The sequence below is a fragment of the Bacillus sp. FSL L8-0199 genome (assembly GCF_038005705.1).
Classification (GTDB): Bacteria; Bacillota; Bacilli; order Bacillales; family Bacillaceae_G; genus Bacillus_A; species Bacillus_A cereus.
Genome location: NZ_JBBOTS010000001.1, coordinates 4,683,543 through 4,707,020 on the forward strand (window position 1 = coordinate 4,683,543; position 23,478 = coordinate 4,707,020).

Genomic DNA, 23,478 nt, shown 5'->3' on the forward strand with positions numbered 1-23,478 from the left:
CTAAATGCCATAGATTATCACTCTAAGTCGTTAGAGTGAGCTTTTATTTTTTCTTTTTCCCGCTCACAAACTTTTTCTGCAATAACGTCAGAAACATTCTTTTCTCGCTCCACTTTCTTTATCTTTACGTGATCTAAATGATCTTCCAAAGTAAGCGTAACTTTATCGTTCGGCGGATTATGCGCTCCTTGAAATGTAAGAAATTGTAGCTTCACTTCGTATCTAGGAACAAATTCATCTTTCTTGCCAAGACGCTTTATATCTATAACTGAAGCACATTCATATTGATCTTCTGTCACTTGTCTAATAACTGAATAGTACCTATTTGATAATGCACTCTCTAAAAGCTGTTCTCTTGATTCTTTCGCGAAAGAATCGCTTGGAGGAGAGAAAAAGGCCACACAGAGCATTGTGATAACTACACATATTTTTTTCATAGTTCCCTCCTTGTTCTATAGATTAGTGTTCTCAAAACTGCCATAAAAAAACGACTTTCCCTATGTAGGAAAGTCGTTTTAATAAATCCAATATTAACCACCGCTCACTGGTGGAATTAGTGCAACAACATCACCAGATTGGACCCTGTCATCTTCATTTGCGTATTCTTCATTAATCGCAACCATAATTGGCTCTGAAACTGGTACATTATATTCGTTCGCAACAACATCTTTTAACTGTGCAACCGTAATATTTTCTTTCTCTATTTGTAATTCACTTGTCCCTGCTTCTTCTTGCAAGTGCGCAAATAACAATACTCTAATCATACTTATAGCTCCTTCCCAGGCTCTCCCGCCGGATATGTTGTTTTTTCTAATTGATCACCAATCCATGAATCACCATCTTCCCAAAACTCCTTTTTCCAAATCGGCACAATTTGTTTTATGCGTTCCATAATATATTCGTTCGCTTCATAAGCCGCTTTACGGTGTGGTGTTGAAACAACAACAACAACCGCTATATCAGAAATTTGCAACGTACCGATGCGATGTGTAATCGCAACGTATGTACCTGGCCATTTCTCTTTCACTTCCAAGCCAATTTTCTCTAGCATCTTTTCTGCCATCGTCTTATAAGCAACATACTCTAAGTATAATGTACGACGCCCTTTCGTAAACTCTCTAACCGTTCCAATAAATGTTGTAACAGCACCGCATTCACGTCGAATTACTTTCTTCGTTACTTCTTCAATCGAGATTTCTGTATCAATTACTTCATAATATGTATTTATCATTTCGCACTCCTAACCGTTTGTAAAAACCAGTCTATGTACAACTCTTCTTCTGTTATATGAAATACTTTATATTCTTCTCGTATATTTGCCGGAACATCATACCACGTAATAACCGCCACTATATTTTCTACTTTATGTAAAAGCTCAATGTCTTCCGCAGAACAAAGTAACACTACTTTCGAGTAATTCTCTTTTTTATAGCCTTCTATTAAAATTGTATCCACTTCAAAAAACTCATATAAGCGAATAATTTCTTGCAAGGACCATTTCTTTTTTAGTGAAGAAAGTGAAAGCAATCCAGCACCTTCTACACTACTTACGACAGCACCAGCTTTACGGTGTCTTTCGCTATCTTTTTGCGCTACTTCTGGAAAGCCTCCGTGCCCGTGATGTTTAATTGTAGCAACTTTCATTTTTCGTTCAGCTAATGCATGCACCACTTTCTCAACAAGTGTTGTTTTCCCGCTATTTTGATATCCTACTATTTGTAAGATTGAAGGGGCTTTGCCCATGGCCAATCACATCCCTCAGAGTGCTCTAACAATAATACGGATACTTTCATTCCGGTCTCAAATCCTCTCGTTCCTCCAGGTAACACGATAAAAGCATTCGCATCTGCAAGTGAAGATACCGCACTCGATTTATCTAAACCAACTGGCATCGCTTGTAACGCCCCGTCCACAATTGTTACGTTCGCTCTTACGAAACGAGTAAATGGATTTGGCTTTGGAAAATCTTTTTGTAAAATAGCATCCGCTCTATATACGTGAGGTTCCTTCGCATACAAATACGTTTTTATAATTGGATGCACAAATAATTCAAAGCCTACATAACAAGCAGACGGATTTCCTGATAAACCAAAGAGTAACTTTCCATCAACTTCAGCTACTGTCGTTACACTTCCGGGCCTCATGGCTATCTTATTAAAGAGTACATTTGCCTGTAACCTTTCATAAATAGCTGGTAAGTAGTCATAATCTCCTACTGATACACCGCCTGTTGTAATTAAAATGTCGACCTCATCCACCGCTGATTGAACAGCTGTAAAACATGCATCTAACTCATCCGCGAGTTGACCATAATATCGGACTTTACCTCCAGCTTTCATAATTTGAGCAGCAATCATATAAGAGTTACTATTTCTAATTTTCCCCGGTTCTAACGGCTCATGTACTTCTAATAATTCACTTCCTGTCGTTACAATACCGACAACAGGCTGTTTTACAACTTTCACAGTACTATATCCAAACGTTGCTAATAAGGCGGCAACACCTGGATTAATTGCAACGCCTTTCTGAACGAGAACTTGATTTTGTTTTATATCTTCTCCTTTAAACGACACATTGTCACCGTTATTAAAAGGGCGTTTTAACTTCATATATGTTTTCCCGTTCTTCTCAAACCCTTCTGTCAGCTCTAGCATTACGACTGCATTGCAATCTTTTGGAATAGCTGCTCCTGTCATAATACGAACCACCTGAAAAGATCCTACTTCTTCTGTAAAAACAGAACCCGCCCCGATTTCTCCTATTACTTCAAATTCAACTGGATTCTCTTGAGTTGCTTCTTTCGTATCTTCTGCTCGAATGGCGAAACCATCGTAAGGGGAACGATCAAAATGAGGAACGTCATGATCTGAGACAACATCTTCCCCGAGAATTCTCCCGTAACTTTCCGTAATAGAAATTTCTTCTACTTCACCATGCTTTGCATATTTCATTACCCGTTCTACTGCCTCAGCAACTTGAATTGGAATTCGTTTTTCTACCATCGTTTCTCACCTCATATTTGCAATTTTTTTTATCTCGATTAAACTTTATATATTCAATAGAAATTACTTCAAGGAGGAATTCCATGTCTTCATTTACACACTTTAATGACCAAGGACGCGCGAAGATGGTTGATATAAGTGACAAAAAAGCAACCGTTCGAACAGCAATTGCGTGCTCTAGCATTGTCGTTACGAAAGAAATTTACGATAAAATCTCTCACAATGAAATTGGAAAAGGTGACGTATTAGCAGTTGCGCAAATCGCAGGCATTATGGCTGCGAAACGAACTTCTGATATTATCCCAATGTGCCATCCTTTACTATTAAAAGGTGTTGACGTTTCTTTCGATTGGAAACAATCAGAAGAACAATATCGTTTACTCATTGAAGTAAAAGTTAAAACAGAAGGTAGCACCGGTGTTGAAATGGAAGCTTTAACAGCTGCTTCGGCTACCGCTCTTACTGTGTATGATATGTGTAAAGCTGTCGATAAAGGTATGATTATCGGCGAAACGTACTTACTTGAAAAAACAGGTGGAAAAAGTGGAGATTATACGAGAAATTCATAATCCTTTCTCCGTTGAACCTAAAGGATTTCCTTTAGGTTCAACCTATATATCTTGCATATAAACTTTTCGCTACATTTATATCATTCGTCCCATGAATGAAAGCTCTGCCATCTGTAAATAAAACAAAACGATATTCTTCTACCGGAAACGATAATAAATAAGGTGTCGCCTTTATCTCTACACTTCTTTGTAAGCGCTTTTTAATTTCTTCCAAATTAAAATTCTTCCGCACACCTGGACGAATTTGCACTGTATTTCGCCCACATAACACTTCTGTTTTCGTTTGTGCTTCAAATGTTAAACTCGGATATGTACGTAACCTTCCGCAAGATAAACAAGTATCTTTTTTCTGCCTATTCACTTTAAATGCCATCTGTTGATTATTCCAAAGATCAAATGATAACATCGTTTCACGAAGCGCTCCGTAGTCTTCTACTAATATTTTCAGCGCTTCCGTAGTTTGATGCGCAACTACTAATTGTACTGCCGGTTGTATAATACCAGCTGTGTCACATGTTGCTCCGCTCGCCGGATGCTCCATTAAACAGCGAAAACACGGTGTTTTCCCTGGTAAAATTGTATACGTTACTCCGTAGCTTCCAACGCACCCACCATATATCCACGGAATATTATACTTTTGTGAAATATCATTAATGAGAAGACGCGTTTCAAAATTATCTGTCGCATCTAATATTAAATCTACATCATTCACTAATTCTTCCATTTCTTGCACCGTTACATCCGTCACAACAGGAGTTATTTCCACCTCAGAATTAATCGCTCTTAAATGCTCTGCTGCCGCTACCGCCTTCGGTTTATACTGCTTTGCATCTTCTTCTGTATATAGTTGTTGTCTTTGTAAATTACTCCATTCTACATAATCACGATCAGCAATCGTTACTTTTCCAACACCCGCTCTAACAATCGCTTCTGCATTTGCCGCACCGAGAGCACCAGCACCAATAATAAGCACATGCTTCTCTCTTATTTTTCTCTGTCCTTCTTCTCCAACACCAGAAAATAATATTTGTCTTGAATATCGCTCCTGCATGCGATACCCCCCTTTCTTATCCTCCTATATAAGACATTTCGATTTTCGGACGATTTTTTGCACTTTCTTCTGTTCGTTCATCCGAATACCTATCTTTTCTATTCATCCATACATCTTGTATAACACTTAATAACTCCTCATCCGAAAGATTTCCTCTAAGAAGTTCTCTTACATCCAAACCATCTGTCGCAAATAAGCACGTATAAAACTTTCCATCTGCCGAAATTCTCGCCCTCGTACAAGAGGCACAAAATGACTCAGAAACAGATGTAATAAAACCAACTTCAACATTTGTTCCAACGTACCGATATCGCTTTGCAACTTCACCAAAGTAATGGGCTTCAGCTGGCTCAAGCGGATACACCTTATGAATCATCTCAATCAATTCTCGTTTTGTAACGACTTGATCAAAATTCCACCCATTTGTACTACCAACATCCATAAACTCAATAAACCGAAGGGTGATTCCTTGCTCTTTAAAATACGCAGCCATCGGTAGTACTTGATGATCGTTCATCCCTTTTTTCACAACCATATTTACCTTTACTTCCAAGCCCGCCTCTTTAGCTGCTATAATTCCCTTAATTACCGGTTTCGTATTAATATTTCGACCATTAATATTCTTAAATATGTCATCATCTATCGCATCTAAACTAACATTCACTCTATGTAATCCAGCTTCTTTTAATGCCTTCGCTTGTTTCGTTAAATGAATAGCATTTGTCGTTAACCCTATATCTATTAGCCCATCAATTTTCACAAGACGTGCAATAAGTTTTGTTAAATCTTTACGAAGCAGTGGCTCACCGCCAGTAAGTCTAATTTTCCGTACACCGATTCTAACAAATAATTTTGCCAAACGCTCAATTTCATCAAAAGTTAGTAAAAACTCGTCTTTCAAAAAAGCATATTCTGGCCCAAATATTTCCGCTGGCATACAATATGTACATCTAAAATTGCAACGATCAATGACAGATATACGTAAATCTTGAAGTGGGCGTCCAAAAAAATCTTTAACCATCTCCTGCATCGCCACCCTCCCTTTCTGCCAAATTTCTTTCTTTTCATTCTATTATAATATATTTTCGAACTGCGATGTTTTTGCTCAAGTGAATAAAGTGAAACTTTAAATAATTAGAGGGGATCCACTCCCCCTGGTTAACGAGGTTTACTTACAAATACAAAGATAAAAAAACCTTGAAACATAAAAGCTTCAAGGTTCTCTGCTTATTAACTTAATCTAATAATAGTCAAGGTAGCCCCTGGCGTTGCTGTAGATAATGTAGCTATTGCAACTACTCCAAATAACTGTAAGCTAACAGCAGCTCCAGCAGGCAAGTTAGCAATTATTGTTGCACTAAATGAACCAGTAGCAACTGTCGGAGCATTTATCGTTCCCGCAAGCGGACTGCCATTTACAGTTATACGAGAACTTACAAGTAATCCTGCCGTTAGATTAATTGTATAAGCTATATAATAATTCCCTGCATTCGCAACTGTAAATACAGTATTTCCTCCACTAACAGTAATTCCTGGACCAATATTTTGATTGTTCGGTAATGGTACATTCGTACCACCTAATAAAACGGAAATAGCGGTTCCTGATGTATTATTCGCAAATGCATACGTTGCAGTTGTACTAACTCCAGTCGCCCCGGTCGCTCCAGTGGCTCCAGCTCCGGTTGGACCTGTATCTCCAGTTGGACCTTGTGAACCCGTTGCTCCTGTAGCCCCCGTTGGACCTTGGATTCCTTGCGGGCCTTGAATTCCTTGGGGACCTGTCGCTCCGGTTGCTCCTGTAACTCCCGTTGGACCTTGAATTCCTTGCGGGCCTTGGATTCCTTGTGGACCTTGAATTCCTTGGGGGCCGGTTGGACCTATGTCGCCTTGTGGGCCTTGAATTCCTTGTGGACCTTGTGCTCCGGTTGCCCCCGTTACTCCTTGGATTCCTTGTGGACCTTGAATACCCTGTGGACCGGTTGGACCTATCTCTCCTTGAACACCTTGGATTCCTTGCGGGCCCTGTAAACCCGTCACTCCGGTTGCTCCCGTTGCTCCTGTCGCTCCTGTCACTCCAGTTGAGCCTGTCGCCCCGGTATCTCCTGTTACTCCTGTCGCACCTGTTGCTCCTGTCGGACCAGGTGGTCCACCTGATGGACCTGTCACTCCTGCCGGACCTGATGGCCCCGTTGGGCCGGTCGGTCCTGCTGGTCCTCCTGACGGGCCAGTCACCCCTGTTGGACCGGTTACTCCTGTTGGACCGGTAGTTCCTTCTCCCGTCGCTCCGGTTGCCCCCGTATCTCCTGTTGCTCCCGTCGGACCTTGTATCCCTTGAATCCCTTGTGGGCCTTGCACTCCTTGTGCACCTGTTGCTCCTTGAATCCCTTGTATACCTTGCACTCCTTGTGCGCCCATCGGACCGGTTGGACCAATCGCCCCTTGTATACCTTGCACTCCTTGGGGGCCCTCTGGACCCGTTGCTCCTATTTCCCCTTGTATCCCTTGAATTCCTGTTGCTCCCGTTATCCCTTGCACACCTTGTATTCCCTGTATTCCTTGTGGACCTTGTAGGCCTGTTGCTCCTACCGGTCCTTGAATGCCTTGTATCCCCTGAGGACCCTCTGGACCCGTTGCTCCAACTGGCCCTGGCACACCTTGTATTCCTTGCGGGCCCTGAAGTCCTTCTGGGCCTTCTGGACCTGTTGGACCTATCTCTCCTTGTATCCCTTGGATTCCAGTTGGACCTTGTGGCCCAGTCGGACCTATGTCACCTTGCGGACCTTGGATTCCCTGTGGACCTTGTGCTCCTGTTCCCCCTGTCGCTCCTTGGATTCCTTGAGAACCTTGTAGGCCTTGAATTCCTTGTGGGCCGGTTGGACCTATGTCGCCTTGTGGGCCTTGAATCCCTTGCGGACCTTGATCTCCAGTGGCCCCCGTTACTCCTTGAATTCCTTGGAGACCTTGAACACCTTGGGGACCCGTCGAACCTATCTCTCCCTGCACACCTTGGATTCCTTGCGGACCTTGCAAACCCGTCACTCCGGTTGCTCCCGTTTCTCCTGTCGCTCCTGTCACTCCAGTTGAGCCTGTCGCCCCAGTATCTCCTGTTACTCCTGTCGCACCTGTTGCTCCTGTCGGGCCAGGTGGTCCACCAGATGGACCAGTTACTCCCGCCGGACCTGATGGCCCCGTTGGGCCGGTCGGTCCTGCTGGTCCTCCAGATGGGCCTGTTACCCCTGTTGGACCGGTTACTCCTGTTGGGCCTGTAGTGCCTTCCCCTGTCGCACCTGTTGCTCCCGTATCTCCTGTTGCCCCCGTCGGACCTTGGATTCCTTGAATTCCCTGTGGACCTTGCACTCCTTGTGCGCCCGTCGCTCCTTGAATTCCTTGTACTCCTTGCACACCTTGGGGACCCATCGGACCTGTTGGACCAATCCCCCCTTGAGCACCTTGCACTCCTTGGGGACCCTCTGGACCCGTTGCTCCTATTTCCCCTTGTATCCCTTGAATTCCAGTTGCTCCTTGTACTCCAGTTGCTCCCGTTATCCCTTGCACACCTTGTATTCCCTGAATTCCTTGGGGACCTTGTGGGCCTGTTGTTCCTACCGGTCCTTGAATACCTTGTATCCCCTGGGAACCCTCTGGACCCGTTGCTCCAACTGGCCCTGGCACACCTTGTATTCCTTGCGGGCCCTGAAGTCCCTCTGGGCCTTCTGGACCTGTTGGTCCTATATCCCCCATCGGACCTTGTATCCCTTGAACTCCCTGTGGGCCTGTTGCTCCTGATGGCCCTGGTACTCCTTGTATTCCTTGTGGACCTTGATCTCCTGTTGCTCCTGTGGCCCCTTGAGGCCCTATAGCCCCCTGTATACCTTGTGGACCTTGATCTCCTGTTGCTCCCTTTGCCCCTTGAATACCTTGAACTCCTTGTATTCCTTGTTCACCAGTTACTCCCGTCGGACCAGGAATACCTTGAATACCCTGTGGACCTTCTGGACCTGTTGGCCCAATTGGCCCTTGAATCCCTTGGATTCCTTGCAAGCCCTGTGCTCCCGTGCTTCCAGTCGGACCTGTACTTCCCGTTACCCCTGTACTTCCTGTAGCTCCAGTATTCCCAGTTGCTCCAGTCGCACCTGTACTTCCACTCGGTCCACCGCCCGGACCTGTCGCACCAGTCGGCCCCGTCGGACCAGGAGGTCCTCCAGATGGTCCAGTTATCCCAGTTGGACCTGTTATTCCAGTCGGGCCTGTTATCCCCTGACCAGTTGCTCCGGTTGCACCTGTATTTCCACTCGGTCCTTGTGTTCCTTGTATCCCTTGTGCTCCTTGTATTCCTTGTGGACCAGTTGCACCCGGCAACCCTTGGACACCTTGAATTCCTTGAGGTCCCTCAGGTCCCGTCGCTCCAATTGGCCCCTGTAATCCCTGTATCCCTTGTATACCTTGTGCCCCAGTCGCTCCCGTTGGACCAATCGGACCTTGTAACCCTTGCACCCCTTGAGGTCCTGTCGCTCCAGTTTCTCCTTGTGGTCCTCTCAATCCTTGTGGGCCCTGCTGTCCTTCTGGTCCAGTTGCACCTATTGGCCCAACTGATCCTTGTATCCCTTGCACACCTTGAGGTCCTGTCGGGCCCATCTCCCCCATCGGACCTTGTAATCCTCTTGGTCCTTGAGGTCCTGTTGGGCCTTGTGGACCGGTTGGACCAGTAATCCCTATACCTGTAAACCCAGTTGGAACAGGGGGGAAAGTAGGACCAATAAGTTCGGGTGGAATTCTAAATTTAGAGCTTAACGAATTTTGCTTCCGATTATTATCACGATTCTTCACACTTTCACCGCCTACAAACCGTCTTTTTCATAATAAATAAGCCTCTTCTTAATCTATTTACAAAAATAATTTCCAAGACTATTTTTATTTTAAATAATAAAAACTCCCTTAATTTCTTAAGGGAGTCCTGCAATTGAATCCATATTATCTGTATTAGGGACAGCTTGCGCTATACTCGATGTATTTACATTTTGCCCCATATTTGCTCCTGTTACAGTACCAGCAGGAGTGCCCCTTGTATACGTCGTCGTCACCGAATCTCCCGGCTGTAAACAAAGCTTCGTCTCCGTCCCTATTACTGTAACAACATCAATCCAAGTACACCCCATTGAACCACTATATGATTTCGAAGCAGTAAATGAAGTGTCGCTCAAATTATCACCGGTAAATATATTTCCAGTGTTATTCACAATAACAAACTCTTTTATATGAGCAGGCATAATTACACTCTACCTTTCCTCTATGAACCTAACGTACGTGTACTCGTTGCCAAAGGCGGAAGAAATACTGATGTTCTAATGACCGCTTCTGGCTGCCTTTTTCCATTTAAAAAAATAGCCGCACTCGATCCTCCAGCACCTGCATATACTTTTGCTACAGCTAAAGGTGAGAGATCATAACAGTCACCGACATTAACAGCTCCTGTATTATTAATAATTTTTACTTTACGCAAATTAATCCCCATTTACCCCTCCTCCTTTTTTATACTGTATGCAAAAGAAAAAAACTTGAAACAGACTCGTTTCAAGTTTTTTACAATTAACTATTTCGTTTCACCTTCATATTGAAGCATACCGCCAACCATGTTCACTGTTTTAAACCCTTGTTCATTTAAATAATGACATACATTTTCACTGCGCATTCCTGAACGACAAATAAAGATATATTCATTCTCTTTATTAAAGAAATCTACTTTATGTGGGATATCGCCCATTTTAATATGTACAGCTTCTGGAATCTTTCCTGCCGCTACTTCTTCATCTTCTCTTACATCTACTAAAAATAACGTTTCTCCATTTTCTAAACGCTCTTGTACCTCTTCTGTAGTGATTGTTTTAACTTCTGTCATATGTAGTTCCTCCTTATATACAATAAAACCTTTAGTTTCTTTTTCACAAACATTCTCTACCAATTTTAGCATGCAAAAGAAAGAACGCAAAGAATCGAAAAGCTATTTCTCAATTTTCTCGTAAAACTTATTCTTTACAAACATAACTAGCACATTGTATCCTCAATATACTTGTTTTATGAAAGGAGTCGATTAAAATGACGCTTTTTCTTTTCATTATAGGCATTGTGTTCTTACTCGCTGCAATTATTGTACTTAGTATGAAAAATAATAAAAAGATAAAATCGCCACAAGAAATGTCATTCTTATTTCTATTGCTTAGCATAGCGTTTTTCGGTATAGCAATTGCTACATATATTTTCCGTCTACAAATCATGTGAAAAAAGGTGCCTACTTCAAACACTGCACCTTTTCCCCATCATTTTCCTTCTACACAAAACTAGATACTTTCCGATTCAAAAATTCATAAACTTTCTTTTCGAATAAATGAATATCCAATACTCCTGCCATATGCCCATTTATACTTTCTATCTCATATACTTCCGCATACTTCCCTTGTTTTTGCAAAATATCTACCATTTTATAATTATAACGAGACGGCTGAAGCAAATCTTGTTTACACGGAATCATAAGTACATTCGCTTCTATGTTAGAAAGAGATTCTTCTAGTGAAGAAAACCCATGTGCAATATCATGCAATAAAACTGCCTTCGCAGTATACATCCATGAATTTGCATCTACTAGCTCTATACTTCTATATGTCGCTTTATTTATCTCTTTTTCAAATGATGTTAGTGTAGCAAACTTTTCATAAGGTTCTACCTCTATACTGTTACGAGAAAATGTTCTTTCATAAAAATACTCATCAAAAGCGTTCATAAACATCATTCTATTTGCTAAATGAAGCCCCTTTATCGGCTGCTCTTCTCCATATTTTCCATCTTTCCAATTTGGATCGAGTTGAATTGCCTCAATCGCATTTTGCGCTACGTTTACTGACGTAATAATTGGGTTTTGTGGGTTCGTAATAACGCCAATCATCCGCTCTACCATATGTGGATAGTGAACCGCCCATTGTTGTGCAATCATCCCCCCCGCCGACGGTCCGATTACAGCGTGTAACCTTGAAATTCCCATACCTTTTATTAACTCATATTGTACACGAGCTACATCAAGAAATGTAAAAATCGGAAAATCCATAGCATATTCTTCTCCAGTTTCTGGATTAATTGATTTCGGTCCTGTTGTAATTACATATGGATTCCTCACCTGCACATTACAAAGATTATCCGTACATATAACAAAATACTTATTTGTATCAATTGCTTTTCCAGGTCCAATGAGCCCATTCCACCAACCAGACTCCTCATCATGCACTGTATATTTTCCTGCCGCATGACTTGTTGCACTAAAATAATGACAAACCAAAATCACATTTGACCTTTCTCTATTTAAAGTGCCATATGTCTCGTATCCCATTTGAACAGGAATTTCTCTGCCATTTTCAAACGTAAACCCTTTTAAAACAAACTTCTCCTTTTTTACAATTTGCACAGACTCTCCCTCTCCCCGTTATAGTATGAACTGCTTACTAAAGTTTTTTTTCTATGCAAACTAATCTCCTTCTTCTTTTCATAAATAAATGAATAATATACAAAATTAGCCACAAAATAGCACTATATTACAAGATTAAAGAGGGCGTACATATGATTTGGAATTGGTTACGTAAGAAAAAAAAATCAAATACATCAAAATTAAACGAAACAGATAACCAGGAGCAGCATTCTAACAATCAAGAGGATGATAACAAAGAACAGACTAGAAGTATGAAACATAATAAAGGTAAAAATAACGAGCAAAAAGATTCTTCTCAGAATAAGCAACAAAGTGCTAAACAAGAGGATTCCTCTCAGGATAAGCAACAAAACGCTAAACAAGAGGATTCCTCTCAGGATAAGCAACAAAACGCTAAACAAGGTGATTCGTCTCAGGATAAGCAACAAAACGCTAAACAAGAGGATTCCTCTCAGGATAAGCAGCAAAGTGCTAAACAAGATGACCCTTCTCAGGATAAGCAACAAAACGCTAAACAGGATGATTCCTCTCAAGATAAGCAGCAAAGTGCTAAACAAAATGACCCTTCTCAGGATAAGCAACAAAACGCTAAACAGGATGATTCCTCTCAAGATAGGCAACAAAGTGCTAAACAAGGTGATTCGTTTCAGGATAAGCAACAAAGCGCTAAACAGGATGATTCCTCTCAAGATAGGCAACAAAGTGCTAAACAAGATGATTCCTCTCAAGATAAGCAACAAAGCGCTAAACAGGATGATCCCTCTCAAGATAGGCAACAAAGTGCTAAACAAGATGATTCCTCTCAAGATAAACAACAAAGTGCTAAACAAGGTGATTCGTCTCAAGATAAACAACAAAGTGCTAAACAAGGTGATTCGTCTCAAGATAAACAACAAAACGCTAAGCAAGGTGATTCGTCTCAAGATAAACAACAAAACGCTAAGCAAGATGAACCTTCTCAAAGTAAGCAACAAAGCTCTGGAGGTAATAGTATTTATGACTTTACAAAACCAGAAAAAGATCGTATTCATTCTTTACAAAATTTAATAGAGAAGCTGAAAAAGTCTAGTGATTTTGTAAATTATCATACATCCGACGATGAAACGATGCCTTATTGGATTTCTTACTATCGCCCTTCACTTGATGGAGAAAAATTACAAAAGTATTTAATGCCCACTCTTTTAGAACGACCTAACGCATCACTAGAAGAGCTGAAGGAACATATCCCGATGAGCGGCATTACAATTACGAACGACTTGCAAAAAATTGAGGATATGGTTTTAAAGGGGCATGCGATTATTCAATTGAATCAGCAAGATCAAAAATGTATGCTTGCAAACATTGCAATTGATAATTATCGTGCACCAACCCCTCCTTTAAACGAATCAACTGTTATTGGTCCGCAAGAAGGTTTCGTAGAGGATATTGATACAAACATTAATTTAGTTCGAAAACGTCTTCCTGTTTTAGATTTACAAACAAAAGAAATGATTATCGGCGAGTTTTCCAAAACAAAAGTTGTCATGATGTATTTAGACAACCTTGCTGAAAAAGATAATGTAGATTTTCTAGAAGAGTCATTACGCGCTCTTGAATATGATCAAATTAATGATAGTGCTTATTTACAAGAATTAATGGGTGAAAAATCGATTTTCCCTCTCTATATCAATACAGAACGTACTGATAGAGTTACAAAAGCACTAATTGATGGAAAAATCGCTATTTTTGTTGATGGTTCTCCAAGTGTTTTACTAACACCCGTATCCTATTTTGATTTTTTCATTTCACCAGAAGACTATAATGTCTCCTGGATGTACGCTACATTTTCAAGGATTTTAAGATTAATTGCCGTTCTATTTTCAATTTGCGCTACACCGTTATACGTTGCAGTTTTAAATTATCATTATGAACTTATTCCAAGTGATTTACTTGAAACTTTGATTTTATCAAGGGCACAAGTACCATTCCCACCTTTAATTGAAGCGCTCTTTCTAGAACTCGCAATCGATTTATTAAGAGAAGCCGGGGCGAGGTTACCGATGAAAGTTGGGCAAACGCTCGGTATTGTAGGCGGTATCGTAATCGGACAAGCATCTGTACAAGCTGGGTTAACGAGTAATATTTTATTAATTATCGTTGCACTATCAGCACTCGCTTCCTTTATTACACCTATTTATAAAATGGGTAATGCTGTTCGATTACTACGTTTCCCGTTTCTAGCATTCGCGGAAATAGGGGGGCTTTTCGGTATCTCTCTTGGGTTTATCTTTTTATTTACCCATCTATTTAGACTTACTTCCTTACGTAAACCGTACGCTTTGTTTTATCCGACAAGACAACAATCTGTTAAAGACTCTTGGATTCGTTTCCCGTTAACAATGATCGATACAAGAGATGTACAAGCAAGACCACAACATGTAAAAAAAGCTGCTAAAGGAATTTCAACAAAACATAGATCAGACTTTGATGATTAAGAGATGAGGTGCATTGATGAGTAAAGTTCAAGAAAAATATCAAATATCTCCTATCTTTGTTTTCTTCTTAATTCACGGTGCACAGTTTGGAGCTGGCGTTCTCGGATTTGCTCGAATCACCGCAAAGGCCGCTGGATACGACGGCTGGATAGGCGTTGTAATCACAGGCATCGTTATCCATGTTCTTATGTGGATGATGTATTTTTTATTAAGGGAAACAAACGGGAATTTAATTGATTTACAACGACAAACCTTTGGAAAGTGGATAGGGAACGTCTTTAATATCATCTTTGCAACTTATTTTTTAATCGTCAGTATTTCGGTTATTCGAACATACGTTGAAATTATTCAAGTATGGATGTTCCCAACTGCCTCCACCTTTATGTTAACACTCTTTTTGTGCCTAGTTAGCTATTACATCATTTCTTCTGGATTTCGTGTCATTACAGGCATTTGCGTCATCTCTGTTGGTGGTACACTAGGGTATTTATTTCTAAGCTTATTCGTTTTGAAATACTCACATTGGGAAAATTTATTACCCATTCTCACACATTCTTTTTCAGATATTTTAAAATCCGCTCAACTGTCAATCTACAGTATGACTGGTTTTGAGATTTACCTCATGGTTTATCCATTTGTGAAAAACCCTAAACAATCTCATAAATTTGCTCAATATGGGGCACTATTTTCAAACCTTCTATATTTATTTAGCACTCTTTTAGCCTTTTCGTTTTTTAGTGAAAAACAATTGTTAAAAACGATATGGGCCCAACTTTCTATGACCCAAGTTGTTCAATTACCATTCATAGAAAGGCTAGAATATATCGCAATTTCAGCTTATGCCCTCGTTATCATTACAAGTTTTATTCTACCTTTGTGGGCGGCAACGAGAGCAACGCACGAAATATTCCGTGTAAAACAAAGAGGTGTTTTAATCGCTTTTATGTTTATCACCCTCATTGTTTCACAACTTCTAACAAACAGACACGATATTAATAATTTTATTAGTAATGCATCAAAAGGAAGCTTTTGGCTCATTTATGTATACATCCCAATTCTATTTATTATTGTGTGGGTGAAAAGAAAATGGAAAAAATCAAAAGAAAATTAATACTTATCTCTTGTATAGCACTCTTTAGTCTAACTGGATGTTTACAAAAAAATATTATCGATGACGTACACCTTATCCAAGGAACTGTCTTCGATGTAGCAAAAGATAATAAAATAAAGGTAACATTTGTTTGTCCTATTCAGCAAAAAGGAAACAAAGTTCAAGTTTTTGAAGGAACAGCAAATGCGGTAAAACAAGTAAAAGCTGACACATCTTTAGAGTCTTCTCAACCATTTGCTAGCGGGCAAATGCGGGTTGCTCTATTTACCACCCGAATTGCTAAGAAAGGAATGGTTGCTTCCTTCGATACATTAATTCGTGATGTAAACATCGGGAATGCCTTATATGTTGCTTTACTTGAAGGTAATGGTACTGAACTTTTAAAAGGAAAGTACACGACTTCATCCAACGTTGCAATTTATATAAAAAAAATGCTAGAACATAATATGGAGACCGGTCCTTTACCAACAGATAATCTGCATATAGGAGCATTCCGTTATTATCAAGAAGGGCAAGACTACTATATTCCAATTTTAAAGAAACATGGTGATAAAATAAAAATAACGGGAATTGGTCTTTTTAAAAAGGATAAATATGTTGGTAAAATTGCAGAAAAAGATATGTTTATATTCAAAGGACTTTTAGAAAAACATAAGTTAGATTCACATGAATTTAAAGCAGATCCTGGGTACGTAATGATTAATAATATTCGTTCTATTCCAACATACGATATAAAAATAAAAAATGGTAAGCCTTCCTTTTCCATTCATGTTAAACTTGAGGCTCGTATTCAAGAAGTATCGAAACAGATTAACTTAGAGAATGCTAAGAATACAAAAAAGATTGAGAAGGTCGTTCAAAAACAATTGGAGACACAAGGTAAGAAATTAATTAAGCATTTTAAATCTCTAGATGTCGACCCTCTTGGGCTAGGAGCTAAATATAAGCAACATTATCGCCCATTCAAATTAGAAGAGTGGAAACAAATTTACAAAGATGTTCCCGTTACTATAAAATATACCGTAGACATTACAAATTCTGGTGTAATTGAATGAGAAATGATTGAACTCCTCTCTCCAGCATGATACAACGGAGAGAGGAGTTTTTATTTTAGATAGAGAGAGAAGATATTTATGGGGGAGCTTATGTCTAAAAAATTAGTAAAGCCTATTTTAAATGGTATTTTATTTCTCGCCGTCTTTTTATTTGCTCATACATACTTAAAAAATGTTTCCTTCACACGTTATTTACTTGTCGTTATACCAATGTTACTCGTTGGTATATTCGGTATTGATCTTATTTTATCTATTTTAATTAAGAAAGAAGAATAACGAGCGAACATCTTATTTCTATAAGATGTTCTTTTCATTTCATAATCACCTTATGTTACAATAAACTTCGGCATAACGTAAGAAAGGATGAAACAACATGACAAACGAAAAAGGTTTAGATAAAGGATATGAACTTGTTGCAAAAATGCATGAAGTATTCGGACATCCTGTAACAAATACTCCAACAAAATTAACAGAAGAGCGTGCAAAAATCCGTGCAAGTTTTATGCAGGAAGAACTAGAAGAATTTCTTGAGGCAACGACTGTTGAAGATCAATACGATGCACTGATTGACCTTATTTACTTTGCATTCGGAACGTTTGCAGAAATGGGCGTACGTCCAGATAAAGGATTCGAAATTGTAAACAACGCCAACATGGCAAAACTATTCCCTGATGGGAAGCCTCGATTCCGTGAAGGCGACGGTAAGATTCTAAAGCCAGAAGGCTGGCAAGCACCGGAACCACAACTTCGTGCTGAAATTGAACGTCAGCGCCAAGAAGCTGAAAAAAACTGCTAGGATTTCCTAGCAGTTTTTTATTATGTCTTTTTTCTGTTGGCTTGTTAATGACCCACGTGTCCCGCGTGCCCTGCTGCTCCACTAATGCTAGCCGCTCCTGCCGCTGCTCCTGCTGCTCCCGCTCCAATTCCACCTGTCCAAGGAGAAGATTGTTGTTGTTGATATTGCTGATATTGTTGGTGTTGGTGCTGTTGACTATGCTGTCCTTGATGACCGTGGTGACCTTGTTGGCCTTGATGGTGATGATGTCCATGATGACCTTGGTGCCCTTGGTGGTGTCCATGATGACCTTGGTGCCCTTGGTGGTGTCCATGATGACCTTGGTGCGTTTGATAAAGAACAGCTTGCGGATGAATGTGGTGGTGTCCATGGTGATGTACTTGTTGTTGGTGATGACCATGATGGCCGTGTTGACCTTGATGGTGGTGATGACCATGATGGCCGTGTTGACCTTGATGGTGGTGATGTCCATGATGGCCGTGTTGACCTTGGTGGTGGTGATGTCCATGATGGCCGTGTTGACCTTGGTGATGATGGTGTCCATGATGGCCATGTTGACCTTGATGGTGGTGATGTCCATGATGACCGTGAACAACTTGCGGATACGCACCTATTCCTCCAGCTACAACACCTATTCCTGGTACCGGAAATCCTGTCTGCACTCCTCCAACGAAAGAAGGAAATGTAGTTGGTGCTCCTACTGGAATTCCTGTCTGTACACCAGCTACTGATGTTGGAAATCCACCTGTTATTGTAGGCATTCCAGCCCCTGATGTCGAAAAGCCTCCCATTGATGTAGGCATTTCAGTTTGCATGCCAGCTACCGATGTTGGAAATCCACCCGCGCCTCCACCCATCCAGCTCGGAATTCCACCGTATCCTTGTTGTCCTCCTCCCATTAACATCATTTGTTCATAACTATCCGATCCACCCCCGACGAAACCATGTGGTGCATTATTGTCCATCCCTTTCATTCCTTTCACCTCTTCTACTCAATTTAGCCTACCTTTTTTATCATATTTCCTATAGAAGAATAGGTGTTTGTCTGCACTAGAATTCCGCTTCTTTTTCTTCATTCATGATAAAATTAATTAACTGAATATTTTTTCTAGGAGGTATGTATATTGAAGAATGTAACAAAGGCTTCTATCAATGATTTAGATTCAATCGTCCATATAGATATTGACGTAATTGGAAACGATAGTAGACGAAATTATATTAAGCACACTATCCGTGAAGGCAGATGCATCATTGTAAAAGAAGAAAATTCTATCTCTGGCTTTCTAACATACGATACAAATTTCTTTGGTTGTACTTTCCTCTCATTAATCATTGTTTCACCAACTAAAAGAAGGCAAGGCTATGCAAGCTCGTTAATCTCATATATGTTAAGTCATTCTCCTACTCAAAAAATATTTTCTTCAACGAACGAATCGAATGAAAGTATGCAGAAAGTATTTAACTCGAATGGTTTTATACATAGCGGAATAGTTGAAAACTTAGATGAAGGTGACCCTGAGATTATTTTCTATACAAAAAAGCTCAGAGCATAAACGCTCTGAGCTTTTATTTAGAATGAATTAGTTTGCAACAACGTTAACAAGTTTTCCAGGAACAACAATTACTTTACGAACCGTTTTCCCTTCAATTTGGTCTTGAATTGCTTCAAGTGCAAGTTGTTCCATTTCTTCTTTTGATGCGTCTTTACTCATTGTTAGTTTTGCGCGAACTTTACCCATAACTTGAACAACGATTTCAACTTCATCTTCTACAAGTTTAGACTCATCAAATGTTGGCCAGCTTGCATATGTGATTGTTTCATTGTATCCAAGCTTGCTCCATAGCTCTTCCCCGATATGAGGTGCAACTGGTGCAATCATTTTTACGAAACCTTCTACATATTCTCTTGGAAGTGTTTCAGCTTTGTATGCATCGTTGATGAATACCATCATTTGAGAAATCGCTGTGTTGAAGCGAAGCTCTGCATAGTCTTCTGTTACTTTCTTCACTGTTTGGTGGTAAGCTTTTTCAAGCTCTTTATTTGGTGCGTCAGTAATTTTCTCACTTAATTCACCGTTATCTTGAACGAATAGACGCCATACGCGGTCTAGGAAACGACGAGCTCCGTCAAGACCATTTTCAGACCAAGCAATTGAAGCATCTAATGGACCCATGAACATTTCGTATAGACGAAGTGTATCTGCACCGTGGCTTGCTACGATATCATCAGGATTTACAACGTTACCTTTTGATTTACTCATTTTCTCGTTGTTTTCACCTAGAATCATACCTTGGTTGAATAATTGTTGGAACGGTTCTTTCGTTGGAACTACACCGATATCGTATAATACTTTATGCCAGAAACGAGCATATAGTAAGTGAAGTACAGCGTGCTCCGCTCCGCCGATATAAATATCAACTGGAAGCCATTGTTTTACTTTTTCAGGATCTACAAGTGCTTCGCTATTGTTTGGATCGATGTAACGTAGGTAATACCAACAGCTACCAGCCCATTGCGGCATTGTATTTGTTTCACGACGACCTTTTTTACCAGTCTCAGGATCAACAACATTTACCCACTCGTCAATGTTGGCAAGTGGTGATTCACCTGTACCTGAAGGACGGATGTTTTCTGTTTTCGGAAGAACTAATGGTAATTCCTCTTCTTTCACAGCTGTCATTGTACCATCTTCCCAGTGAATTACTGGAATTGGCTCACCCCAGTAACGTTGACGGCTGAATAACCAGTCACGTAGACGGTACGTTACTTTTTGATTTCCTGCGCTCGTTACTTCAAGCCATTCAATCATTTTTGCGATTGCTTCTTCTTTATTTAAACCATCAAGGAATGCTGAGTTTACGTGTGCACCATCACCTGTGTACACTTCTTTCGTAATATCTCCGCCTTTTACAACTTCCTTCATTGGAAGATTAAATACTGATGCGAATTCATAGTCACGCTCATCGTGAGCTGGAACTGCCATTACAGCACCTGTTCCGTAAGTTGCAAGAACATAGTCAGCAATCCAGATTGGTAATTTCTCACCGTTTACTGGGTTAACTGCGTAAGCACCAGTGAATACACCAGTTTTTTCTTTCGCAAGTTCTGTACGCTCTAGATCACTCTTCATTTTTACAGCGTTAATGTAAGCTTCTACCGCTTCTTTTTGTTCTGCTGTTGTGATTTCTGCAACAAGTGCATGTTCTGGAGCTAGTACACAGTATGTTGCACCAAATAATGTATCAGGGCGTGTTGTGAAAACTGTGAATTTCTCGTCTGTACCATCGATGTTGAAGTGTACTTCTGCACCTTCAGAACGACCGATCCAGTTACGTTGCATATCTTTTAAGCTTTCAGGCCAATCAAGCTCATCTAGATCTTCTAATAGACGATCTCCGTAAGCTGTAATTTTTAACATCCACTGTCTCATCGGACGACGCTCAACTGGATGTCCACCACGCTCACTCTTACCGTCAATGATTTCTTCGTTTGCAAGTACTGTACCAAGTGCTGGGCACCAGTTTACAGGTACTTCATCAACGTAAGCTAAGCCTTTTTCAAATAGTTTTAGGAAGATCCATTGCGTCCACTTATAGTAATTTGGATCTGTTGTATTTACTTCACGATCCCAATCGTAAGAGAAACCTAATGATTTAATTTGGTTACGGAACGTATTAATATTATGCTCTGTAAATTCAGCTGGGCTGTTTCCAGTATCAAGTGCATATTGCTCTGCTGGAAGACCGAATGCATCCCATCCCATTGGATGAAGAACGTTATATCCTTGCATACGCTTCATACGAGATAAAATATCTGTCGCTGTATAACCTTCTGGATGTCCTACGTGTAGGCCTGCACCTGATGGATATGGGAACATATCTAGTGCATAAAATTTTGGTTTTTCTGTCTCATCTGGCGTACGGAATGTTTTATTTTCTTCCCAGTACCCTTGCCACTTCTTCTCAATTTCTTGATGATTAAAGCTCATGAGATACCCTCCTTGAAATTATATTTATTTTCACCGCCCAAAATACAAAAAACCTCTCATCCCTAGAAAGGGACGAGAGGTTGTAGATTCCCGCGGTACCACCCTAAATTAATGTACAAATGTACATTCGCTTAGATCCGTAACGTGGATTAACGGCAATTGCTACTATTAATTTCACAACTGCAACTCAAAGGCGAGTTCATAACGAAACGTGGATTGACTTGCACCGACCGTCAACTCTCTAAACCAGCTTCTATTACTACTACTCCTTCTCACTGTTATTACACATATAAGTTACGTGAACTATCCTTCACCTAGTATCTCTTAAGAGCTTACTAAAGCGAGGACTTCTCGGTTAATCGTTACTCTTCATAACTAACGAATTCATCTTAAGACAGCCGAGCTATCTCCCTTGTTCTAAAGGTTGTTTTATTTAAATATATTCTAAAACATGTGAACATGTTCCGTCAAACTAAACTGCAATTTTTTCTTCAACTGTTTCTTCTACTTTTACTCGTTTATCATAAATACTTGTTGCTACAAGCGCTACTACAAGCATTACCATGATTGCTATAAACAATACTTCCATATTGTATAAATCAACAATTGCTCCGCCAACGACCGGTCCGAACATTTTCCCTACAGTCGCCGCACTATTTACGACCCCTTGATAAAATCCTAATTTATCTTTTGGTGCAAGTATATTTGCAATCGTTGGAACCGCAGGCCATACAAATAACTCACCAATTGTTAATGTTACCATCGCAACGAGGAACATCGTAAATTGCTGCGCTTGACTTAACACAATGAATGACGCCGCAAAAATGAAAATTCCAATCATAATTTGCTGTTTTAAGGAACGCTTCATCCAGCGAATTAACATACTAACAAGTGGCTGCGCACAAACGATCATTGCTCCGTTTATCGTCCATAATAAACTATAATGACGAAGACTAATGTTTAATTCCTGCATATGTGTTGCAATTGCACCTTGCCACTGTACGTATGTAACCCAGCATAAAGCATATGCTACACACACGATAAGAAGTGCTTTAAATCCAGGTGTAAGTGACCAACCTTTTTTCATTTCGACTTCTTTTTGTACTCCTGGCTCCTTCTTGTCCTCCATACCACGGAATCCAATAAAAGCAATTAAGAAGAAAACAAAGTATAAAATAAAGTTCGCTAAGAAAATATAATCAAAACGATACGAAGCAACTAATCCACCACACGCTGTTCCAATCGCAATACCAACGTTTTGTCCAACATACATCGCATTAAATGCTCGTCTTCCGCCCTCTGGCCAAACTGTACCGACCATCGCATACATCGATGGGAAGACCATTCCAGAACCGAAGCCGATTAACGCTAGCCACACAACGTATAACGGCCAACCGTGGAAGAACACAAGACCTAAAATTGATACAAGTGTAATCACAATCCCTACTAAAGTTGATTTATAACCGCCCCATTTATCAAATAAAACACCGCCGAGCAAGTTTCCGATTACACCGGTAAGCGAGTTGATCATTAATACCATTCCGGCCACAGATAAAGATTTTCCTAGGTGATCATGCAAATAAATTGTATTAAAAGGCCATAAAAAAGAAGCACCCGTGACATTAATAATCATCCCAGCTACTAATAGCCATACTTTCCTTGGCATAGCTTCCCCTCCTATTCTATTTTTTTCGTTCATATATAACAGTAAAATTGTAGTCGTTTTTAAATAGGAAGGCAACTGATTAATAGTTGATGAAATTCAGATAATAGTTCGTCGGTAAATGAATTTATATTGGTTGCTTCTTGGATTATATCAGCGATTATTAGAATATATCGGCGCAACTACAAATATATCAGCGATTATTAAAATATATCGACTTACCGACAAAAAACGACAACAGTAACAATATATAAAAGGGTAGACTGCATGAAATTTTCATGCAGTCTACCCTTATTT

The 23,478-nt window shown here is 40.2% G+C and carries 23 protein-coding genes and 1 other annotated feature; of the genes, 8 read left to right on the forward strand and 15 right to left on the reverse strand.

Features of this window, described 5'->3' with window-relative positions; all coding sequences use genetic code 11:
- Positions 1 to 17: 17 nt before the first annotated feature.
- From NST86_RS24165 to moeA, 5 genes are all read right to left on the reverse strand, one after another.
- Complete coding sequence (locus NST86_RS24165; RefSeq protein WP_061664588.1) at positions 18 to 437, reverse strand: DUF3888 domain-containing protein; 420 nt, start codon at positions 435 to 437, stop codon at positions 18 to 20.
- A gap of 93 nt (positions 438 to 530) precedes the next feature.
- Positions 531 to 764, reverse strand: a complete 234-nt coding sequence (moaD, locus tag NST86_RS24170) for a molybdopterin converting factor subunit 1 (protein WP_000621778.1) — start codon at positions 762 to 764, stop codon at positions 531 to 533.
- A 2-nt stretch (positions 765 to 766) separates the two neighbouring features.
- Positions 767 to 1,231: a molybdopterin synthase catalytic subunit MoaE gene (gene moaE, locus NST86_RS24175; protein WP_061664586.1), complete on the reverse strand. Its 465-nt coding sequence runs from the start codon at positions 1,229 to 1,231 to the stop codon at positions 767 to 769.
- Positions 1,228 to 1,743, reverse strand: a complete 516-nt coding sequence (gene mobB / locus NST86_RS24180; protein WP_061664584.1) for a molybdopterin-guanine dinucleotide biosynthesis protein B — start codon at positions 1,741 to 1,743, stop codon at positions 1,228 to 1,230. The genes moaE and mobB overlap by 4 nt, the downstream gene beginning before the upstream one ends.
- Positions 1,713 to 3,002, reverse strand: a complete 1,290-nt coding sequence (gene moeA / locus NST86_RS24185; RefSeq protein ID WP_000229696.1) for a molybdopterin molybdotransferase MoeA — start codon at positions 3,000 to 3,002, stop codon at positions 1,713 to 1,715. The genes mobB and moeA overlap by 31 nt, the downstream gene beginning before the upstream one ends.
- 83 nt (positions 3,003 to 3,085) lie before the next feature.
- On the opposite strand from moeA, the gene moaC reads away from it, so the two are divergent.
- Positions 3,086 to 3,571: a cyclic pyranopterin monophosphate synthase MoaC gene (gene moaC, locus NST86_RS24190; protein ID WP_000094146.1), complete on the forward strand. Its 486-nt coding sequence runs from the start codon at positions 3,086 to 3,088 to the stop codon at positions 3,569 to 3,571.
- A 37-nt stretch (positions 3,572 to 3,608) separates the two neighbouring features.
- Here moaC and NST86_RS24195 read toward each other — a convergent pair whose 3' ends face one another.
- The 6 genes from NST86_RS24195 to NST86_RS24220 form a co-directional block, all read right to left on the reverse strand.
- Positions 3,609 to 4,622, reverse strand: a complete 1,014-nt coding sequence (locus NST86_RS24195; RefSeq protein WP_001158106.1) for a molybdopterin-synthase adenylyltransferase MoeB — start codon at positions 4,620 to 4,622, stop codon at positions 3,609 to 3,611.
- A gap of 16 nt (positions 4,623 to 4,638) precedes the next feature.
- Positions 4,639 to 5,652 (reverse strand): GTP 3',8-cyclase MoaA, encoded by a 1,014-nt coding sequence (gene moaA / locus NST86_RS24200; protein ID WP_061664582.1) that lies wholly within the window; start codon positions 5,650 to 5,652, stop codon positions 4,639 to 4,641.
- A gap of 200 nt (positions 5,653 to 5,852) precedes the next feature.
- On the reverse strand, positions 5,853 to 9,449 hold the full coding sequence (locus NST86_RS24205; protein ID WP_340934508.1) for a BclA-related collagen-like exosporium protein: 3,597 nt from the start codon (positions 9,447 to 9,449) through the stop codon (positions 5,853 to 5,855).
- 116 nt (positions 9,450 to 9,565) lie between these two features.
- Positions 9,566 to 9,889, reverse strand: a complete 324-nt coding sequence (locus tag NST86_RS24210; protein WP_001110848.1) for a hypothetical protein — start codon at positions 9,887 to 9,889, stop codon at positions 9,566 to 9,568.
- A 20-nt stretch (positions 9,890 to 9,909) separates the two neighbouring features.
- A complete protein-coding gene (locus NST86_RS24215) occupies positions 9,910 to 10,134 on the reverse strand; it encodes a spore germination protein (protein ID WP_000512465.1) in 225 nt (74 codons plus the stop codon).
- Positions 10,135 to 10,212: 78 nt separating this feature from the next.
- On the reverse strand, positions 10,213 to 10,518 hold the full coding sequence (locus NST86_RS24220; RefSeq protein WP_000141207.1) for a rhodanese-like domain-containing protein: 306 nt from the start codon (positions 10,516 to 10,518) through the stop codon (positions 10,213 to 10,215).
- A gap of 197 nt (positions 10,519 to 10,715) precedes the next feature.
- Between NST86_RS24220 and NST86_RS24225 the strand changes: the two genes are divergently transcribed.
- Positions 10,716 to 10,898 (forward strand): hypothetical protein, encoded by a 183-nt coding sequence (locus tag NST86_RS24225; protein WP_000171881.1) that lies wholly within the window; start codon positions 10,716 to 10,718, stop codon positions 10,896 to 10,898.
- A gap of 49 nt (positions 10,899 to 10,947) precedes the next feature.
- Here NST86_RS24225 and NST86_RS24230 read toward each other — a convergent pair whose 3' ends face one another.
- On the reverse strand, positions 10,948 to 12,072 hold the full coding sequence (locus NST86_RS24230; protein WP_061664578.1) for an alpha/beta fold hydrolase: 1,125 nt from the start codon (positions 12,070 to 12,072) through the stop codon (positions 10,948 to 10,950).
- Positions 12,073 to 12,224: 152 nt separating this feature from the next.
- Here NST86_RS24230 and NST86_RS24235 point away from each other — a divergent pair, with 152 nt between their 5' ends.
- From NST86_RS24235 to NST86_RS24255, 5 genes are all read left to right on the forward strand, one after another.
- A complete protein-coding gene (locus NST86_RS24235; protein WP_080451716.1) occupies positions 12,225 to 14,567 on the forward strand; it encodes a spore germination protein in 2,343 nt (780 codons plus the stop codon).
- Positions 14,568 to 14,583: 16 nt separating this feature from the next.
- Complete coding sequence (locus tag NST86_RS24240; RefSeq protein WP_061664577.1) at positions 14,584 to 15,678, forward strand: spore germination protein; 1,095 nt, start codon at positions 14,584 to 14,586, stop codon at positions 15,676 to 15,678.
- On the forward strand, positions 15,654 to 16,733 hold the full coding sequence (locus tag NST86_RS24245) for a Ger(x)C family spore germination protein (protein ID WP_061664575.1): 1,080 nt from the start codon (positions 15,654 to 15,656) through the stop codon (positions 16,731 to 16,733). The genes NST86_RS24240 and NST86_RS24245 overlap by 25 nt, the downstream gene beginning before the upstream one ends.
- A 90-nt stretch (positions 16,734 to 16,823) precedes the next feature.
- Entirely contained in the window at positions 16,824 to 17,009 is a 186-nt protein-coding gene (locus NST86_RS24250) for a hypothetical protein (protein WP_000038775.1), read from the forward strand.
- A gap of 97 nt (positions 17,010 to 17,106) precedes the next feature.
- Positions 17,107 to 17,529 (forward strand): hypothetical protein, encoded by a 423-nt coding sequence (locus tag NST86_RS24255; RefSeq protein WP_000180554.1) that lies wholly within the window; start codon positions 17,107 to 17,109, stop codon positions 17,527 to 17,529.
- Positions 17,530 to 17,573: 44 nt separating this feature from the next.
- Here NST86_RS24255 and NST86_RS24260 read toward each other — a convergent pair whose 3' ends face one another.
- Positions 17,574 to 18,503, reverse strand: coding sequence for a hypothetical protein (locus NST86_RS24260; protein WP_340934512.1), 930 nt, complete (start codon positions 18,501 to 18,503; stop codon positions 17,574 to 17,576).
- A 150-nt stretch (positions 18,504 to 18,653) separates the two neighbouring features.
- On the opposite strand from NST86_RS24260, the gene NST86_RS24265 reads away from it, so the two are divergent.
- The gene (locus NST86_RS24265) at positions 18,654 to 19,082 is read left to right on the forward strand and encodes a GNAT family N-acetyltransferase (RefSeq protein ID WP_000800324.1); all 429 of its coding nucleotides are present in this window, start codon (positions 18,654 to 18,656) and stop codon (positions 19,080 to 19,082) included.
- A 27-nt stretch (positions 19,083 to 19,109) separates the two neighbouring features.
- Here the strand turns inward: NST86_RS24265 and leuS are convergent, their stop codons facing one another.
- Together leuS and NST86_RS24275 are read right to left on the reverse strand one after the other, a co-directional pair.
- Complete coding sequence (leuS, locus tag NST86_RS24270; RefSeq protein WP_000009466.1) at positions 19,110 to 21,518, reverse strand: leucine--tRNA ligase; 2,409 nt, start codon at positions 21,516 to 21,518, stop codon at positions 19,110 to 19,112.
- A gap of 65 nt (positions 21,519 to 21,583) precedes the next feature.
- Positions 21,584 to 21,803 (reverse strand) — a binding site (T-box leader).
- A 187-nt stretch (positions 21,804 to 21,990) separates the two neighbouring features.
- On the reverse strand, positions 21,991 to 23,184 hold the full coding sequence (locus NST86_RS24275; protein WP_001137555.1) for an MDR family MFS transporter: 1,194 nt from the start codon (positions 23,182 to 23,184) through the stop codon (positions 21,991 to 21,993).
- Positions 23,185 to 23,478: the final 294 nt, after the last annotated feature.

Excerpts from the sequence above, each read along its gene's own strand:
- NST86_RS24165 (WP_061664588.1), bottom strand. The coding sequence starts at position 437 with ATGAAAAAAATATGTGTAGTTATCACAATGCTCTGTGTGGCCTTTTTC.
- moaD (WP_000621778.1), bottom strand. The coding sequence starts at position 764 with ATGATTAGAGTATTGTTATTTGCGCACTTGCAAGAAGAAGCAGGGACA.
- moaE (WP_061664586.1), bottom strand. The coding sequence starts at position 1,231 with ATGATAAATACATATTATGAAGTAATTGATACAGAAATCTCGATTGAA.
- mobB (WP_061664584.1), bottom strand. The coding sequence starts at position 1,743 with ATGGGCAAAGCCCCTTCAATCTTACAAATAGTAGGATATCAAAATAGC.
- moeA (WP_000229696.1), bottom strand. The coding sequence starts at position 3,002 with ATGGTAGAAAAACGAATTCCAATTCAAGTTGCTGAGGCAGTAGAACGG.
- moaC (WP_000094146.1), top strand. The coding sequence starts at position 3,086 with ATGTCTTCATTTACACACTTTAATGACCAAGGACGCGCGAAGATGGTT.
- NST86_RS24195 (WP_001158106.1), bottom strand. The coding sequence starts at position 4,622 with ATGCAGGAGCGATATTCAAGACAAATATTATTTTCTGGTGTTGGAGAA.
- moaA (WP_061664582.1), bottom strand. The coding sequence starts at position 5,652 with ATGCAGGAGATGGTTAAAGATTTTTTTGGACGCCCACTTCAAGATTTA.
- NST86_RS24210 (WP_001110848.1), bottom strand. The coding sequence starts at position 9,889 with ATGCCTGCTCATATAAAAGAGTTTGTTATTGTGAATAACACTGGAAAT.
- NST86_RS24215 (WP_000512465.1), bottom strand. The coding sequence starts at position 10,134 with ATGGGGATTAATTTGCGTAAAGTAAAAATTATTAATAATACAGGAGCT.
- NST86_RS24220 (WP_000141207.1), bottom strand. The coding sequence starts at position 10,518 with ATGACAGAAGTTAAAACAATCACTACAGAAGAGGTACAAGAGCGTTTA.
- NST86_RS24225 (WP_000171881.1), top strand. The coding sequence starts at position 10,716 with ATGACGCTTTTTCTTTTCATTATAGGCATTGTGTTCTTACTCGCTGCA.
- NST86_RS24235 (WP_080451716.1), top strand. The coding sequence starts at position 12,225 with ATGATTTGGAATTGGTTACGTAAGAAAAAAAAATCAAATACATCAAAA.
- NST86_RS24240 (WP_061664577.1), top strand. The coding sequence starts at position 14,584 with ATGAGTAAAGTTCAAGAAAAATATCAAATATCTCCTATCTTTGTTTTC.
- NST86_RS24245 (WP_061664575.1), top strand. The coding sequence starts at position 15,654 with ATGGAAAAAATCAAAAGAAAATTAATACTTATCTCTTGTATAGCACTC.
- NST86_RS24250 (WP_000038775.1), top strand. The coding sequence starts at position 16,824 with ATGTCTAAAAAATTAGTAAAGCCTATTTTAAATGGTATTTTATTTCTC.
- NST86_RS24255 (WP_000180554.1), top strand. The coding sequence starts at position 17,107 with ATGACAAACGAAAAAGGTTTAGATAAAGGATATGAACTTGTTGCAAAA.
- NST86_RS24260 (WP_340934512.1), bottom strand. The coding sequence starts at position 18,503 with ATGAAAGGGATGGACAATAATGCACCACATGGTTTCGTCGGGGGTGGA.
- leuS (WP_000009466.1), bottom strand. The coding sequence starts at position 21,518 with ATGAGCTTTAATCATCAAGAAATTGAGAAGAAGTGGCAAGGGTACTGG.
- NST86_RS24275 (WP_001137555.1), bottom strand. The coding sequence starts at position 23,184 with ATGCCAAGGAAAGTATGGCTATTAGTAGCTGGGATGATTATTAATGTC.